The 15,025-nt window shown below is 48.3% G+C and carries 18 protein-coding genes; 16 read left to right on the plus strand and 2 right to left on the minus strand.

All coding sequences use genetic code 11. The features are described 5' to 3' along the window. The first annotated feature begins 231 nt into the window (after positions 1 to 231). The 15 genes from pta (at position 232) to Tfer_RS07840 (ending at position 12,539) form a co-directional block, all read left to right on the plus strand. Positions 232 to 1,266 carry a phosphate acetyltransferase gene (gene pta, locus Tfer_RS07775; RefSeq protein ID WP_052217834.1) on the plus strand — a complete coding sequence of 345 codons (1,035 nt, stop codon included), beginning with the start codon at positions 232 to 234 and terminating at the stop codon, positions 1,264 to 1,266. A gap of 44 nt (positions 1,267 to 1,310) precedes the next feature. Next, positions 1,311 to 1,823: a YceD family protein gene (locus tag Tfer_RS07780; protein ID WP_013120930.1), complete on the plus strand. Its 513-nt coding sequence runs from the start codon at positions 1,311 to 1,313 to the stop codon at positions 1,821 to 1,823. Between the two features lie 24 nt (positions 1,824 to 1,847). After that, complete coding sequence (rpmF, locus tag Tfer_RS15995) at positions 1,848 to 2,030, plus strand: 50S ribosomal protein L32 (RefSeq protein WP_013120929.1); 183 nt, start codon at positions 1,848 to 1,850, stop codon at positions 2,028 to 2,030. A 164-nt stretch (positions 2,031 to 2,194) separates the two neighbouring features. After that, entirely contained in the window at positions 2,195 to 2,773 is a 579-nt protein-coding gene (fapR, locus tag Tfer_RS07785) for a transcription factor FapR (RefSeq protein WP_013120928.1), read from the plus strand. Continuing rightward, positions 2,770 to 3,789, plus strand: coding sequence for a phosphate acyltransferase PlsX (gene plsX, locus Tfer_RS07790; RefSeq protein ID WP_052217836.1), 1,020 nt, complete (start codon positions 2,770 to 2,772; stop codon positions 3,787 to 3,789). Before fapR ends, plsX begins: the two co-directional genes overlap by 4 nt. After that, complete coding sequence (locus Tfer_RS07795) at positions 3,776 to 4,732, plus strand: beta-ketoacyl-ACP synthase III (RefSeq protein WP_052217838.1); 957 nt, start codon at positions 3,776 to 3,778, stop codon at positions 4,730 to 4,732. The genes plsX and Tfer_RS07795 overlap by 14 nt, the downstream gene beginning before the upstream one ends. Before the next feature lie 26 nt (positions 4,733 to 4,758). After that, positions 4,759 to 5,703, plus strand: a complete 945-nt coding sequence (gene fabK / locus Tfer_RS07800) for an enoyl-[acyl-carrier-protein] reductase FabK (protein ID WP_052217839.1) — start codon at positions 4,759 to 4,761, stop codon at positions 5,701 to 5,703. Further along, positions 5,703 to 6,644 (plus strand): ACP S-malonyltransferase, encoded by a 942-nt coding sequence (fabD, locus tag Tfer_RS07805; protein WP_052217841.1) that lies wholly within the window; start codon positions 5,703 to 5,705, stop codon positions 6,642 to 6,644. Before fabK ends, fabD begins: the two co-directional genes overlap by 1 nt. A 1-nt stretch (position 6,645) precedes the next feature. Further along, complete coding sequence (gene fabG, locus Tfer_RS07810) at positions 6,646 to 7,389, plus strand: 3-oxoacyl-[acyl-carrier-protein] reductase (RefSeq protein ID WP_052217842.1); 744 nt, start codon at positions 6,646 to 6,648, stop codon at positions 7,387 to 7,389. Between the two features lie 42 nt (positions 7,390 to 7,431). Beyond that, a complete protein-coding gene (gene acpP / locus Tfer_RS07815) occupies positions 7,432 to 7,662 on the plus strand; it encodes an acyl carrier protein (protein WP_013120922.1) in 231 nt (76 codons plus the stop codon). A gap of 89 nt (positions 7,663 to 7,751) precedes the next feature. Then, positions 7,752 to 8,708, plus strand: coding sequence for an NAD(P)H-dependent flavin oxidoreductase (locus tag Tfer_RS07820; protein WP_052217845.1), 957 nt, complete (start codon positions 7,752 to 7,754; stop codon positions 8,706 to 8,708). Between the two features lie 5 nt (positions 8,709 to 8,713). Then, a complete protein-coding gene (fabF, locus tag Tfer_RS07825; RefSeq protein ID WP_052217846.1) occupies positions 8,714 to 9,955 on the plus strand; it encodes a beta-ketoacyl-ACP synthase II in 1,242 nt (413 codons plus the stop codon). A gap of 11 nt (positions 9,956 to 9,966) precedes the next feature. Beyond that, a complete protein-coding gene (gene rnc, locus Tfer_RS07830; protein WP_052217848.1) occupies positions 9,967 to 10,704 on the plus strand; it encodes a ribonuclease III in 738 nt (245 codons plus the stop codon). Beyond that, a complete protein-coding gene (locus Tfer_RS07835) occupies positions 10,701 to 11,789 on the plus strand; it encodes an elongator complex protein 3 (RefSeq protein WP_052217850.1) in 1,089 nt (362 codons plus the stop codon). The genes rnc and Tfer_RS07835 overlap by 4 nt, the downstream gene beginning before the upstream one ends. 27 nt (positions 11,790 to 11,816) lie before the next feature. Next, positions 11,817 to 12,539 carry a demethylmenaquinone methyltransferase gene (locus tag Tfer_RS07840; RefSeq protein ID WP_083436848.1) on the plus strand — a complete coding sequence of 241 codons (723 nt, stop codon included), beginning with the start codon at positions 11,817 to 11,819 and terminating at the stop codon, positions 12,537 to 12,539. Between the two features lie 254 nt (positions 12,540 to 12,793). On the opposite strand, the gene Tfer_RS07845 is transcribed toward Tfer_RS07840, so the two are convergent. Then, positions 12,794 to 13,225 (minus strand): hypothetical protein, encoded by a 432-nt coding sequence (locus Tfer_RS07845; protein ID WP_052217854.1) that lies wholly within the window; start codon positions 13,223 to 13,225, stop codon positions 12,794 to 12,796. 495 nt (positions 13,226 to 13,720) lie between these two features. Between Tfer_RS07845 and Tfer_RS16535 the strand changes: the two genes are divergently transcribed. Next, positions 13,721 to 13,894: a hypothetical protein gene (locus Tfer_RS16535; RefSeq protein WP_160315540.1), complete on the plus strand. Its 174-nt coding sequence runs from the start codon at positions 13,721 to 13,723 to the stop codon at positions 13,892 to 13,894. A 24-nt stretch (positions 13,895 to 13,918) separates the two neighbouring features. Here the strand turns inward: Tfer_RS16535 and cobT are convergent, their stop codons facing one another. Next, positions 13,919 to 14,968, minus strand: a complete 1,050-nt coding sequence (gene cobT / locus Tfer_RS07850; protein ID WP_052217856.1) for a nicotinate-nucleotide--dimethylbenzimidazole phosphoribosyltransferase — start codon at positions 14,966 to 14,968, stop codon at positions 13,919 to 13,921. Positions 14,969 to 15,025: the final 57 nt, after the last annotated feature.

Below are 15,025 nucleotides of genomic sequence, written 5' to 3' on the forward strand. Positions count from 1 at the left end.
CAACATGAGCCATCGAGTTCGGGAACACTGCCTGCCTGGCCAGGGTTTGCAGCATAAAGCTCCTTGGTAGCGGAGAACCCCACCCGCCCTTCCGTGGTTAAAGAAGCGCGTAGTTTCACCGGAAGAGCGGCCTGGTATTACTACTTACCCGGCAAAAATTAAGCAATATTCTGGGCGCGAGTGTGGAACACTTTATATACGATGAACCTTTATCATTAAGGAGTAAGACAATTGGACGTACTGGCGCAAATAAAAGAAAAAGCAAGAAGGTTTAAAACAAGAATAGTGTTGCCTGAAAGTTCGGACTTAAGGGTTTTAAAAGCAGCCGGTGAAATAGAACGGCTGGGTATTGCTCATGTAGTGCTGCTCGGGGAAAAAGGTTATTTTACACGCATAGAACGAGAGCATAACATCTCCCTTGATGGCATTGAAATTGTTTCTCAGACAAAGAAGTTTAACCCATACAGGGACCTTCTTTATAACCTGCGTAAGCACAAAGGTCTAACTTACGAGGAAGCGGGCCGTTTGGTAAAAAACCCTCTTTATTATGGAGCGCTGATGGTGAAAGCGGGGGATTGCGACGGGATGGTGGCCGGGTCTTTGTCACCTACAGCAGATGTTTTGCGGCCTGCCCTGCAGATAATCAAAACCGCTCCTGGCATTTCCGTTGTCTCCGGCGCTTTTATTATGATTGTTCCGAACAAGGATTTTGGTGACGATGGAGTTATGCTGTTTGCTGACTGTGCCGTTAACCCTGACCCAACAGCGGAACAACTTGCCGAAATCGCCTATACGTCGGCTGTAACTGCCAAATCTTTACTTGGCATGGAGCCGCGGGTAGGGATGCTGTCCTTTTCTACCAAAGGAAGCGCCCGGCATGAAAAAGTTTTTAAGGTCAGACAGGCTACGGAGATAGCCAGGCAAAGGTACCCTTCCCTGGTGATTGATGGGGAACTGCAGGCTGATGCGGCCCTGGTTCCTTCGGTGGGACGTTACAAAGCACCGGGCAGTCAAGTGGCCGGTAGGGTGAATGTGCTGATATTTCCCGACTTGCAGTCTGGAAATATAGGCTACAAATTGGGGCAGAGATTGGCCAATGCCGAGGCTATCGGCCCTGTCCTGCAGGGGATGGCAAAACCTGTTAATGACCTGTCCAGAGGCTGCAGCGAGGAAGACATTGTCAACGTAGTTGCTATTACGGCTGTACAGGCTCAGGGGAATAAGACCGCCGTGCCCGAGTTATTATTTTCCTTGACAAAAAAATAGACTATAGTTATAATTTAATTTGTTTGACTAATGAGGTGTACTGTATGGTTATCGATATTAGTAAGGTTAAAAGGACTCCCGAACTGAGAGAAACATTTCAACTGCGGGAGCAAATGGAACCTATTACCAATGGGAAAGACCGGATAGAGTTTTCCGAACCTGTTGAGATAACGGGTAAAATCGAAAATACCGGCGGGAAATTAATTGTTCTGGGCAATATCTCAGCCAGGTTAAGACTAACTTGTTCCCGCTGTTTGGAGCAATATCCTCATGAACTGGCAACTTCCTTTGAGCGGGCATTCCGGTTGACCCCGGAAGATGCATCTGCCGAAGGGTCAGAAGAGGAAACGGAAATTATCAGCGGGGAAAAGCTGGATCTGACAGATATGATAGTGGAGAGTATTCTTTTGGAGCTGCCCATGAAGCAGGTTTGTTCCGAGGAGTGCAAGGGGCTGTGCAAAAAGTGTGGGATAAACCTGAATAAGACTGCATGTAATTGTGAAGATGACGATATTGACCCTCGTTTCGAGGTGTTGAAAAACTATTTTAAATCGTAGGGCTTTAAAGGGGGTGTAAAATAAATGGGTGTACAACAGCACAGACAATCCAAGTCCCGTGTAAGGAAAAGAAGGGCTACCCAAAAGCTTACAGCGCCAGGTTTTATTTCCTGTCCACAGTGCCATGAACCAAAGTTACCACATAGAGTTTGTCCGGAATGCGGATATTACAAAGATAAAGAGGTTGTTGCTGCTGAGAGTAAGTAACGCGTCTTATGTAGGTGAACAGATGTCTTGAGGCATCTGTTTTTTTGTTTTTTTATTTTTGACAAAAACCAATATTCTTTTAACTTGCATAATTTTGGAGTATACTATATATTATAATTAGTACCAGGTGCTAAGGATAGGTGCTAAAACTAGGTGGTATTAATATGGCGAGCACATCTGCTAAAGCTAGGAGACTGGAAAAATTAAAAACAGCGTTGGAAAACAACCCTTTTCTCACCGATGAAGAGCTGGCCAGAATGTTTTCCGTAAGTATCCAGACTATTCGGTTGGACAGGTTGGAATTGAACATTCCGGAAGTTCGTGAACGGGTTAAGCAGATGGCTGAGAAGAGTTATGCCGAATTGAGGTCTTTGAGCGGTAGCGAGGTAATCGGCGATTTAATTGACCTGGAACTTAACCGGTCAGGAATCTCTGTTATGAACATAAACGAAGATATGATCTTTCAGAAAACGGGGATTGCCAGGGGCCACTTTATATTTGCCCAGGCAAATTCTCTGGCCGTGGCCTGTATAAACGCTGAAGTGGCGCTGACCGGGACAGCCAGGATTTTCTTTAAACGACAGGTGAAGTTGGGCGAGCGGATAGTTGCTAAGGCTACGGTGAAAGGCCGCAAAGGTAACAAATATATAGTCGGGGTCGAATCGAAATCCGGACAGGAAATAGTTTTTGAAGGTACTTTTATAATATTTGCCCTTTCTGATAAGGAGGCGACGATGCAGTGAAAATAGCAGTGGATGCTATGGGCGGAGACTATGCGCCCGTGGAAATTGTCAAGGGAGCCGTTGAAGCAGTAAAGCTGCATAAACTTGAAGTTGTTTTGGTCGGTGACCACGCGGCTATCACCAAGGAACTGGCCAAATATGCATATGATAAAAACCTAATTTCTGTTGTACATGCTTCCGAGGTAATCCGCATGGATGAAGCGCCGGCCGTTGCTGTTAGAAAGAAAAGAGATTCCTCCATTGTTGTGTGCAACAGGTTAATCAAAGAAGAACAGGCCGATGCAGTGGTGTCTGCGGGTAGCACCGGCGCGGCCATGGGGGCTTCACTGCTTGGTTTGGGCAGGATAAAAGGCATAGACAGGCCGGCCATTGCCAGCATAATACCCACCCTCACCGGTTATTGTCTCCTTTTGGATGTGGGGGCCAATGCAGAATGTAAACCTGTTAACCTGGTGCAATTTGCTATTATGGGGCATATTTACGCGAAAAAAATCATGGGGATTGCCCAACCGCGGGTAGGCCTTCTGAACATAGGTGAAGAGGAATCCAAGGGTAAGGAATTGTATGTGGAAGCTCACCGATTACTGAAGGAAAGTAAGCTCAACTTTATCGGTAATATCGAGGGCCGCGATATCACCAGAGGCCGGGCTGACGTCATAGTTTGCGACGGTTTTGTTGGCAATGTGGTGCTGAAATTCGGCGAAGGATTGGCTCGCGATCTCATGTGGATGATCAAGCAGGAACTGAAAAAAAATATTTTTGTTAAAGTGGGCGCTGCCCTTGTCTTTACCCAGGCCAAAGGCCTTAAAAAGCGGATAGATTATGCTGAATATGGCGGGGCGCCGCTTTTGGGGGTTAACGGGATAAGCATCATCAGCCACGGTAGTTCTGACGCGAAAGCAATTGCCAATGCCGTTAGGGTGGCCAAGGAATGCGTCGAAAAAAAAGTAGTGGACTGTATTCGGGACAGCATCCACGAAACCATTTTGGGAGATGATGAAGATGCCAGGGTTTAATCGGGTTCCGGTCGGTATTGCCGGCATCGGGGCCAGTATTCCCAACCGGGTCATGACTAACTATGACCTGGAGAAACTTGTGGACACCAGCGATGAGTGGATCAGGTCCAGGACCGGGATAGTAGAGCGCAGAATGGCAGAAAAAGGGCAAAACACTTCGGACCTGGCGGTGGAAGCAGCGAAAAACGCCCTTGCTGATGCCGGGGTTGGGGCTGAGGAAGTTGACCTGATAATTGTGGCCACCGTTACTCCCGACTATTCTTTTCCGTCCACGGCTTGCCTGGTTCAGAAAAGGCTGGGCGCTGTCAAGGCTGCCAGTTTTGACCTGGCTGCCGGCTGTTCCGGTTTTGTATATGGTTTGGTTACCGGAGCCCAGTATATAGCATCAGGCCAGTATGAAACGGTTTTGGTTATAGGGGCGGAGGTTTTGTCTAAAATAGTTAACTGGCAGGACCGCAATACCTGCGTGTTGTTTGGTGACGGTGCGGGAGCTGCTGTATTAAGACCTACGCAAAAAGGTTATGGTCTCCTTTCTTTTCAGTTAGGATCTGACGGCAGCGGTGGTGGGTTGTTAATGATGGGGCCCGACGGCTACCTGAAAATGAACGGCCGGGAAGTGTTCAAATTTGCCGTCAAAATAATGGGCGATGCTGCTCTGGAGGTTATAGAAAGAGCGGGTTTAACGCCTGCCGATATAGATTTTTTTATCCCGCACCAGGCTAATTTGCGTATTATCGAGGCAGCAGCGAAAAGGCTGGCTATGCCCATGGACAAGGTATATGTAAACGTAGACAGATATGGTAATACCTCTGCTGCTTCTATACCTGTAGCCTTATACGAAGCCCGGGAAAGAGGATTAATTAAATCGGGGGATAATTTAGCATTGGTAGGTTTTGGCGCAGGTTTGACCTGGGCTGCTGCTGTCATCAGGTGGAGTATATAATTCCCAAAATTGATGTAGGGAGGAGAATGCCTTTGAAGACAGAACTGTGCGATCTTTTAGAAATTGAATATCCCATATTGCAGGGCGGGATGGCCTGGGTATCCACGGCTGAGCTGGCTGCTGCCGTGTCTGAAGCGGGCGGACTGGGTATTATAGGAGCCGGACATGCCCCTGCTGAATGGGTAAGAGATGAAATAAGGAAAGCCAGGGAACGGACCAATAAGCCCTTTGGGGTAAATGTGATGTTGATGTCTCCCCATGTGGAAGAAGTAATGCAGGTGGTTTTGCAGGAGAAAGTTCCCGTCATAACCACCGGCGCCGGTTCGCCGGGGAAATACATACCGGCATTAAAAGAAAACGGAACCCGGGTTATACCTGTAATTCCATCGGTGGCTCTGGCCAAAAGAATGGAGAAGGCCGGGGCTGATGCGGTTGTTGCCGAAGGCATGGAATCGGGCGGCCATATCGGAGAATTGACGACCATGGCCATGGTGCCGCAAATCGTTGATGCCGTTGATATACCGGTAATTGCTGCGGGTGGAATCGCCGACGGCAGGGGTTTGGTCGCTGCCCTGGCTTTGGGAGCCAAGGGAATCCAGGTTGGTACCCGTTTTATGTGCGCCGAAGAATGTACTATTCACCCAAACGTCAAAGAGTTTATCCTGAAGGCGAAAGACAGAGATACTGTTATTACCGGAAGAATTACGGGCCATCCCGTGCGTTGCCTGAAAAACAAGCTGACCAAGGAATTTGAAGATATGGAGGAGCGGCGGGTATCTGTGGAAGAATTGGAAGCATTGGGCGCCGGCAGTCTGAAAAAGGCCATGATCGACGGTGATATTGAGATGGGCTCGGTGATGGCAGGCCAGATTGCCGGTATGGTGAAGGAAATCAAACCGGCGCGTGCTATTATTGAGGAGATTATTGCCGGCGCCGAGCAAACCTTAAAAAGTCTGGAGGCTGTCAGATAATGAAACTGGCTGTTGTATTCCCGGGACAGGGCTCCCAGTATGTGGGCATGGGTAAAGATTTATATGATAATTCCTCTGAAGCAAGGGCGTTATTTGAAAAGGCCGACCAATTACTGGGTTACAGCCTGTCATCAGTTTGTTTTCACGGCCCGGAGGAAGAACTGCGCAAAACTCCTGTAACTCAACCGGCTATGCTGACGACCAGCACAGTTCTTTTTCGTGAATTTAGTAAGCGCAACAAAATCCCTGTGCAGGTGGTAGCCGGACACAGCCTGGGCGAATATTCGGCTCTGGTAGCTGCCGAATGCCTTTATTTTGAAGAGGCTGTGCAATTGGTCGAAAAAAGGGGCCGCTTGATGGAAGAGGCGGCGTCCAAGGGAGAGGGTGGCATGGCCGCTGTTTTGGGCCTGGAGCGCAGTGCGGTGGAAAAGGCCTGCCGCGAGGCGTCCGCTGCCGGCAAGGTAGAAATAGCTAATTACAATTGCCCGGGGCAGATAGTTATCTCAGGCACAGCGGGTGGCCTGGAAAAGGCCGCTGAACTGTGCCGTGCACTTGGGGCCAAAAGAATAGTCACCCTGAATGTCAGCGGGCCGTTTCATTCCAGCCTGATGAAACCGGCTGAGGAAAACCTTGCGCAAATACTTAAGGAAACAGTAATTAATGCGCCTAAATATCCTTTTATTTGCAATGTGACGGCTGATTTTGTCAGTGACGTGGAGGAAATTCGCGAATTCCTGACCAGGCAGGTAAGCCACTCAGTACTATGGGAGGATATGGTGCAAAATATGATAGCCCATGGCGTGGACACTTTTGTGGAAATCGGTCCGGGTAAAGTTCTAACAGGCCTGATCCGGAAAATTAACCGCGAAGTAACCGTTTATAACATAGAAGATTTAACTTCGTTGGAAAATACCCTTGCTAAATTGGAGGAGGTTATATAGAATGGTTCTAAGGGATAAAATTGCCATAGTAACGGGCGGGTCCCGTGGGATTGGCAAGGCCATATGTGAAGCCCTGGCCCGACAGGGAGCGCGTGTTGTCATTTTTGACGTAAATGCCGCAGAACTGCAGAATTGTGTTACGGAATTAAAGGCTGCCGGTTTTGATGCCGAAGGCTACGAAGTTAACGTAGCTCAGGCTGATAAAGTTGAGGAGGCAGTGGCCGGGGTGATAGACAATTTAGGGCGTATTGATATTTTGGTGAATAATGCAGGTATCACCCGAGACACACTGTTAATGCGGATGAAGGAAGAAGATTGGGATGCCGTATTGGCAGTGAACCTAAAGGGTGTTTTTAACTGTACAAAGGCAGTAAGCCGCCCCATGATGAAGCAGCGCGGTGGGGTGATCATCAACATCTCTTCCGTTGTCGGTTTAATGGGTAATGCAGGCCAGGCCAACTATGCGGCTTCCAAGGCCGGGATCATTGGCTTTACCAAGTCAGTGGCCCGCGAGTTGGCGTCAAGAGGGGTAAGGGCTAATGCCATTGCGCCCGGATTTATTGTTACGCAAATGACGGATGTCCTTTCCGACGAAATAAAAGGGGAACTGCAGAAGCAGATTCCGCTGGGCAGGCTGGGACAACCGGAAGATGTAGCCAATCTGGTTGTTTTTCTGGCCTCTGACAATGCCAGTTATATTACTGGGCAGACCATCGCTGTTGATGGCGGGATGGTAATGCACTAATAATTTATATTATTTCAGTTTTGTCTGGAAGGGGGTGAAACCATGACAACCTTCGAAAAAGTTAAAAGCATTATCGTAGAGCAACTAGGTGTTGAAGAGGATGAAGTGAAGCCGGAATCCACTTTTATAGATGATTTGGGTGCGGATTCTTTGGATATTGTTGAGCTGGTCATGGCGTTGGAAGAGGAATTCGATATGGAAATTCCTGATGAAGACGCCGAGAAGATCAGAACTGTCGCCGATGCAGTTAAGTACATTGAAGATAACCAGTAAAATGATATCATTGGATGATTAAAAGAGTCCCGTGGGTTACTGCGGGACTCTTTGAGAATAATGCTATATATTTAAACCGGGAGGATTTTATGAACTTACCAGAGTTGAGAATTGGCAATTTAATGCCAAAACTGCCCATCATTCAGGGGGGCATGGCTGTTAGGGTTTCGACTGCCCCTTTGGCAGGTGCTGTAGCTGAAGAGGGGGGTATCGGACTCATTGCAGCCACCGGCATGGGAATTGAAGAGCTGCGCAATGAGATAAGAAAAGCTAAAGAAATGACCAAAGGTATAGTAGGCATTAACGTCATGTTTGCGGCTAGGGAATTTGCCCAGCTTGTCAAAACTGCTATAGCGGAGGGTATCGATCTGATTGTTTCCGGAGCCGGATTCTCCAGGGACATGTTTTCCTGGGGAAAGGAAGCTAATGTCCCAATTGTACCAATTGTTTCTTCCGTTAAACTGGCCAAGATTTCCGAAAAGATGGGTGCTGCCGCCGTTGTTGTAGAAGGCAAGGAGGCCGGTGGACACCTGGGAACCACCGAATCCATCAAAAAGCTGATTCCTGAAATCAAGGAAGCTGTTAAAATTCCGGTCATTGCAGCCGGCGGTATTATTAACGGCTTCAATATTAGGGAAATCATTAACCTGGGCGCCGATGCCGTGCAAATGGGTACCAGGTTTGTGGCCAGTTTAGAGTCCAATGTGGCTGACGCTTTTAAACAGCTTTATGTAAAAGCCCGCCCCGAAGATGTGGTGGTGTTGGAAAGCCCGGTTGGTTTGCCCGGCAGAGGGCTGTTGAATAAATTTACCGAAAGGTTGTTTAATGGGGAGACCCTTACGCCTCAAAGCTGCGATGGCTGTCTGAAAAAATGTTCCAAAAGATTTTGTATTCTTAAGGCATTGGTAAAGGCACAGCAGGGCGATATGGAAAATGGGTTGGTTTTTTCCGGTGAAAAAGTGCATGAAATTAAAGACATATTACCTGTTAAAGAAATTATCAGGAATTTGCTGAACGAATTTAAAATGGCCGGAAGTGAGGTGTAGGTTATTTGGTGAAAAAAGTAGTTGTTACCGGTTTAGGAGTGGTCTCTCCCGTGGGGACAGGCGTGGATAAGTTCTGGCAGTCTCTTTTGGAGGGCAAGAGCGGTATTAACAGAATTACCCGCTTTGACGCTTCGGATTTGGCTACCCAGATTGCCGGAGAAGTAAAGGACTTTGACCCTCTGGACTTCCTTGATAAAAAAGAAGTACGACGCATGGACAGGTATACCCATTACGGCATGGCAGCGGCTAAAATGGCTATTGAAGATGCAGGCCTTGATCCTGAAAAACTTGATAAAGACCGGGTCGGCGTTTTACTGGGGAGCGGCGTGGGAGGCATTGAAACCGTTGAAGAGCAGGCCAGGATACTGATGGCAAAAGGTCCGGGGCGGATTAGTCCTTTCTTCGTGCCCATGATGATTGCCAATATCTGTGGGGCTTATATAGCTATCAATTACGGTTTCAGAGGGCCTAACACCACGACAGTCACGGCATGTGCCTCTGCCTCAAATGCTATCGGCGAGGCTATGCGCCTGATCAAGAACGGTGAATGTGATGTAGTTATAACCGGTGGAGCGGAAGCGCCGATTATCCCGCTGGCTATGGCCGGTTTCTGTTCGATGAAGGCAATGTCCACCCGGAACGAAGAACCGGAAAAGGCCAGCCGTCCTTTCGATAAGGAAAGAGATGGTTTCGTCATGGGTGAAGGGGCCGGGGTTTTGATTCTGGAGTCTCTTGAACATGCTCAGAAAAGAGGAGCGAAGATTTATGCTGAGCTATCCGGTTACGGAGTAACCTGTGACGCTTACCATATTACCGCACCTGACCCCGACGGTATTGGCGCTGCCAGAGCTATGGAGTTGGCGATGCGCGAGGCCGGTGTTGAACCCGAGGATGTGCAGTATATCAATGCCCATGGCACTTCGACTCCGCTGGGGGATATTGGGGAGACGAAAGCCATCAAAAAGGTATTTGGCGAGCATGCTTATAAGTTAGCGGTTTCGTCTACGAAGTCCATGACCGGACATTTACTGGGCGCCGCAGGGGGTATTGAAGCTGCTATCTGCATCCTGGCCATACAAAAGGGCCAGGTTCCGCCGACCATAAACCTGGAAAACCCTGACCCTGAATGTGACCTGGATTATGTTCCAAATAAGGCCAAGGAGATGGAAGTTCGCGTTGCTTTATCCAACTCCTTTGGTTTTGGCGGCCATAATGGGACAATCCTGTTTAATAAATTTGAGGAGTAATGTGACCGACAATGAAGTTGGGAATACTGGGGCCCAAAATTGACGAACTTATCGGGGTTATGGGAATAGACTGGACTTCACCTGAACTGCTGGTTACAGCGTTAACACATAGTTCTTATGCGCACGAGAATAAACGTGAACCCATAGAACACAATCAGCGGCTGGAATTTCTGGGGGATGCTGTCCTGGAGCTGGTAGTAAGTGAATATCTCTACGACCGCTTCCCCACTTACCCGGAAGGAGTTCTCACCAAAATGCGGGCAGGGATTGTCTGCGAATCGTCCTTGGCCTCAGTGGCCCGGGCAATGAATTTAGGGCAGTACATTCTGATGGGTAAGGGTGAGGAGAGAAGTGGCGGCAGGAACAGGCCTTCCATATTGGCCGATGCCATGGAAGCTATTTTTGGCGCTGTGTACCTGGATCAGGGTCTGGAAACAACAAAACTTTTTATCATTAACACTTTAAGTGAACAGATTTCCAAGGTAGTAGCAAAAGGCGGCCAAACGGGAGATTACAAGACGGAGTTGCAGGAGTTGGTACAGCAAAAAGCTGATAACACCCTGACTTATGCCATCATAGGAGAAGAAGGGCCTGACCATAATAAAGTTTTTACCGCCGGAGTTTATTGCCATGGCAAGATCTGGGGTGTAGGAAAAGGGAGGACCAAGAAAGAAGCTGAACAGGCTGCCGCCCATGACGCCCTGGAAAAGATAAAAAACGGCTACAACGTGCTTCCCAAGGGTGAATGATATTGGAAACCAGACATTTTATCATTCCAATTTTTATACCGGACTTAGGTTGTCCCAATCAATGTGTCTTTTGTAACCAAAAGAAAATTACCGGGCAGGTAAACATTCCTACGGCGGAAGAAGTAGCCAAAAAAATCGGGGACTACCTGGCAACTTTGCCCAATGTTGAAAACCGTAAAGTCGAAGTAGCCTTTTACGGCGGAAGCTTTACGGCTATTCCAGTTGACGAGCAGAGAAAATTTCTGCGGGCAGCATGGGATTATTACCGGACAGGTAAAATACAGGGTATCCGAATTTCCACCCGGCCTGACAAAATTGATGAAGATACTTTGAGCATATTAATGGCTTACGGCGTAGACACTATTGAACTGGGTGTCCAGTCTATGGATAAAGATGTATTAGCCTTTGCCCGGAGGGGCCATGCAACTGAGCACGTGGTTAAGGCGGCAAAATTAGTAAAGTCATGGGGTTTCTTCCTGGGTGTCCAGATTATGATTGGTTTGCCCGGCGACAGCCAGGAAAAAGCCCTGAAGACTTGCAACGAGGTTATCGACCTCAGCCCGGATTTCGTCCGGATTTATCCTGTCCTCGTCTTAAAGGGAACGGAATTGGAGAGACTGTTCCGCCAGGGAAAATATTCCCCCTGGCAGGTTAATGAAGTGGTGGATACGGCCAAAAAAATGCTAAACCGCTTTGAAAGGGCCGGCATAGAAGTGATCCGTATAGGGTTACAAAACACAGAAGAAATTTCTCCCGGCGGTGAAATAATAGCCGGACCTTATCATCCCGCCATCGGGGAACTGGTTTATGGGGCCTTGATTTATGAGCAACTACGGGAATTGCTGAATAGGGCCGGAGCGGTACCGGGCGGAATAAAAGAAGTGGAATTTGCCGTTTCCCCCAGGGATGAATCGAAGGCCCGCGGCCACAAATCGACGAATATTAAGGCCCTGCAGGAACACTACGGCCTGAAAACGGTTAAGATTATACCTGACCCGGAACTGGTTCCGGGGACAATAAAGTTAACGCGGCTCGACGAAGAAGAAAAAGATGTTGTCCTGCGGCGAAAGGACCTTATTTTATAGGCTGTGGAAAGCAGAGGGGGAACTTATTTGACAAAGCTACCGAGCAAAGAGAACAAGGAAAAGTTTGTTCGTGATATGTTTAATTCCATTGCCCGGCGTTACGACCTGATGAACACGTTGATGACTGGGGGTCTGGACAAAAAATGGCGGAAGTTTGCTGTAAAAAGGGCTGAACTGCAGCCTGGGGGTTACGGACTGGATGTTTGCTGCGGGACGGGGATGCTGACTATGGAATTGGCTCGCGCAGCAGGTCTCGACGGTAGGGTAACGGGGTTGGATTTTTCGGAAAAGATGCTGGCGGTGGCAAAAGAAAATTTAAAAAACTTTGACCTGAAGGATAACATCAGTTTGATCCAGGGTAATGCCATGGCCCTGCCCTTTGCAGAAAATACCTTTGATTGTGCGACAGTGGGCTGGGGGCTGAGGAACGTGCCTGATATCATGACTGCCCTCAGGGAAATGGTGCGGGTGGTAAAACCCGGCGCCAAAGTAGTCTCCCTGGATATGGCTCAGCCTACAGCGCCGGTATTTAAACAGTTATACTGGTTTTGCTTTGAGAAGGTTATTCCTGCAATGGGCAAATTATGGGCCGGAAACAAAGGAGCTTATAGTTATCTCCATGCCTCGGCAAAGGTCTTCCCCAACCAGAAAGTCCTGGTCCAAATGTTTAGGGAAGCAGGGTTAGTAGAAACAAAATACCACAACTTTTGTGGCGGTGTGGTAGCGGTAGTGGAAGGCAGAAAGCCTTAGCATAATGATAATTATTGTTCGAAGGTCAATGGGCATATAGCCAAAGTAGTTTCATCGCATGGTTTATCCAGCAGTTCGCAGTATTCGACGCCTGTGTCTTTGTCGATATATAAATGCTTGCACATTGTTGCGACCTCCCTTCAAGAATTATTTTATTTTTAACGCTTTCCAAATGCAATAGGTACTCTCCAAATCGAAAGAGAAAACAGCAACACGTTTGCTTAATCAGAGGAAACGTGTTGTTGTTTTCTCTTTTAAACCTCACTGATTTCATTAAGAATCCGGTCAACCCACCTGTTGAGATAGCCCATCTTAGTTAGTTCCTCGCAATGGTGAAGACATTTTTCAGACGCTTCCCGTTTGCTGTCAATCTGGTCGTAATAAAGCTGGACGAAATTGGCATGTATCCATAAAATATCGTCGCCATTATCGGCGTATTCCAGCGCCTTATTAAGAAGAATTTCCGCAAAGTCGTAGTTACGGTGGGGAATGGCGTTAGCGGCCGTTACCCAGAGAAACCGTGCCGTGGATTTTATTGGAAACGGTTTGTTTGTTCCGCTGCTGCAATCGCTGCAGTTGCATATTTTCGGGAAGTATTGCTGCCAGGCCTTTTTATGTTCAACAGGCAGGGAGAGATACATCTCCGTCAAGTGGTGCTGCTTAAGAGCATTCATTAACAAAGACATGGGGAATCTTCCTTTCCAACAATCTGTTTAAAAGGTAAGATTCCCCAAAATATTAGAAAATATGATATAGAGTTGCTTTGAAGTTGAGGGAAGCCGCTGTGCCGGTGAAACAACCGTTGCTCCGAGGCTACGCCCTTCTTTAACCACGGAAGGGGGGCTGGGTTCTCCGCTACCAAGGAGCTTAGTGCTGCAAAACCTGGCCAGGCAGGCAGCGTTCCCGAACTCGATGGCTCATGTTGCATTTCTCAAAAGCCAGGCCGCCTCCCGTCCGGCTACTCAACTTAACTTGAGTGCCGGACTTCCCGGCGGCCTTCGCCATCCTCGAACATGCGGGAACCCCCTGCCTGCCTGGCTACGGTTTTGCGGGCGCACTCGCTCCTTAACGGTAGCCTGAGAACCCCGCCCCCCTTCCGTGTTGCCGTTCGGCCTTGTATGGTGAAACAACTATCGTTTTAAGGAAAACAGAAGATACCGCTATGGAGGTAAAACAATAAGTTGCGATTTGGTGGAGGGCGGATAGACAGTGTTAACGACAGTGAGGGCTTGAAATCGCTGTTTCCGGCACGGACGCCGGAAACCCGGCCACGAGTCACGGATGACACCGTTACAGCGGCTCGTGTTATTACAGCGGTCCTTACAATTGCGGAGCAACAGTTGCTGCACTGCTAAAGTGGCTCGTCACCGGCGACTAAATTAGCACGGAACACCTAGGTCTTGAAAAGTAAACATATCGGTGAGAATTTTGGTGGCCGCTTCAACTATAGGCATGGTAAGAGCAGCCCCTGTTCCTTCGCCCAGGCGCATTTCCAAATTCAGGACGGGCATTAGGCCGATAGTTTCCAGCATAATATGATGGGCCTGTTCGGCGGAACAATGAGAACCTATCATATACTTGACAGAAAGGGGAGAAATTTTTGCAGCTACCAGCGCTGCGGCAGAGGAAATAAAGCCGTCAATTATTACCGGCCGTTTTTTTGCTGCCGCGCCAAGTATTACACCGGTCAAGCCCGCTATTTCCAGGCCCCCTACTTTGGACAGCACATCAACGGGGTCATTGGGATTGGGCTTATTTACCTCTAAAGATTTGGCAATGGCATTTATTTTCTTTTTCAATCCTTCATCATCGACACCCGTTCCACGGCCCGCTACCTCTGCCGGAGACAAACCTGTGAAAGCAGCCAGCAAGGCGCTGCTGGGGGTTGTATTACCTATACCCATATCTCCCGTAGCCAGCAGGTCATAACCGGCGTCAATCTGCTGATTGGCCATTTCAATTCCTACCTCAATGGCTGCAATGGCTTCCTCTCTGGTCATGGCCGGACCAATAGCCATGTTGGCTGTTCCCGGCCTGATTTTTCTCTGGATAACGCCGGGGAATACAGAGGTGTCCCCTTTAACCCCAATATCCACTACAATTACATCGGAACCGACATGATTGGACAGGCAGTTGATACCCGCTCCGCCCTTGGTGAATACCATCATCATAGCGACGGTGATTTCCTGCGGGTAAGCGCTGACCCCTTCATCCACTATCCCATGGTCGCCACCCATTATGATGACGCATTTCTTGTGGATTTTAGGAGTAGGAGTGCCCATGATACCTGCCAACTGAGCAGCTATATTATTTAGCTGGCCCAGGGCCCTTGTCGGTGTAGCCAGGGAATCAATGCGATCCCAGGCCGCCTGCATGGTTTCCCTGTTCAGATCTGTGATTTGCTCCAGGGTGGATTGGTAGAGTTCCATAAAACATACCTCCTTGTAAATTTGAAAAATTAATTCAATACTTTAAAAACAAAAATC

This window comes from Thermincola ferriacetica (assembly GCF_001263415.1).
GTDB classification, from domain to species: Bacteria; Bacillota; Thermincolia; order Thermincolales; family Thermincolaceae; genus Thermincola; species Thermincola ferriacetica.

Coding starts and splice junctions, on each gene's coding strand:
- Tfer_RS07820 (WP_052217845.1), top strand. CDS start 7,752: ATGAACTTACCAGAGTTGAGAATTGGCAATTTAATGCCAAAACTGCCC.
- Tfer_RS07780 (WP_013120930.1), top strand. CDS start 1,311: ATGGTTATCGATATTAGTAAGGTTAAAAGGACTCCCGAACTGAGAGAA.
- fapR (WP_013120928.1), top strand. CDS start 2,195: ATGGCGAGCACATCTGCTAAAGCTAGGAGACTGGAAAAATTAAAAACA.
- rnc (WP_052217848.1), top strand. CDS start 9,967: ATGAAGTTGGGAATACTGGGGCCCAAAATTGACGAACTTATCGGGGTT.
- fabK (WP_052217839.1), top strand. CDS start 4,759: ATGCCTTTGAAGACAGAACTGTGCGATCTTTTAGAAATTGAATATCCC.
- cobT (WP_052217856.1), bottom strand. CDS start 14,968: ATGGAACTCTACCAATCCACCCTGGAGCAAATCACAGATCTGAACAGG.
- Tfer_RS07795 (WP_052217838.1), top strand. CDS start 3,776: ATGCCAGGGTTTAATCGGGTTCCGGTCGGTATTGCCGGCATCGGGGCC.
- fabD (WP_052217841.1), top strand. CDS start 5,703: ATGAAACTGGCTGTTGTATTCCCGGGACAGGGCTCCCAGTATGTGGGC.
- acpP (WP_013120922.1), top strand. CDS start 7,432: ATGACAACCTTCGAAAAAGTTAAAAGCATTATCGTAGAGCAACTAGGT.
- rpmF (WP_013120929.1), top strand. CDS start 1,848: ATGGGTGTACAACAGCACAGACAATCCAAGTCCCGTGTAAGGAAAAGA.
- Tfer_RS07835 (WP_052217850.1), top strand. CDS start 10,701: ATGATATTGGAAACCAGACATTTTATCATTCCAATTTTTATACCGGAC.
- Tfer_RS07845 (WP_052217854.1), bottom strand. CDS start 13,225: ATGTCTTTGTTAATGAATGCTCTTAAGCAGCACCACTTGACGGAGATG.
- fabG (WP_052217842.1), top strand. CDS start 6,646: ATGGTTCTAAGGGATAAAATTGCCATAGTAACGGGCGGGTCCCGTGGG.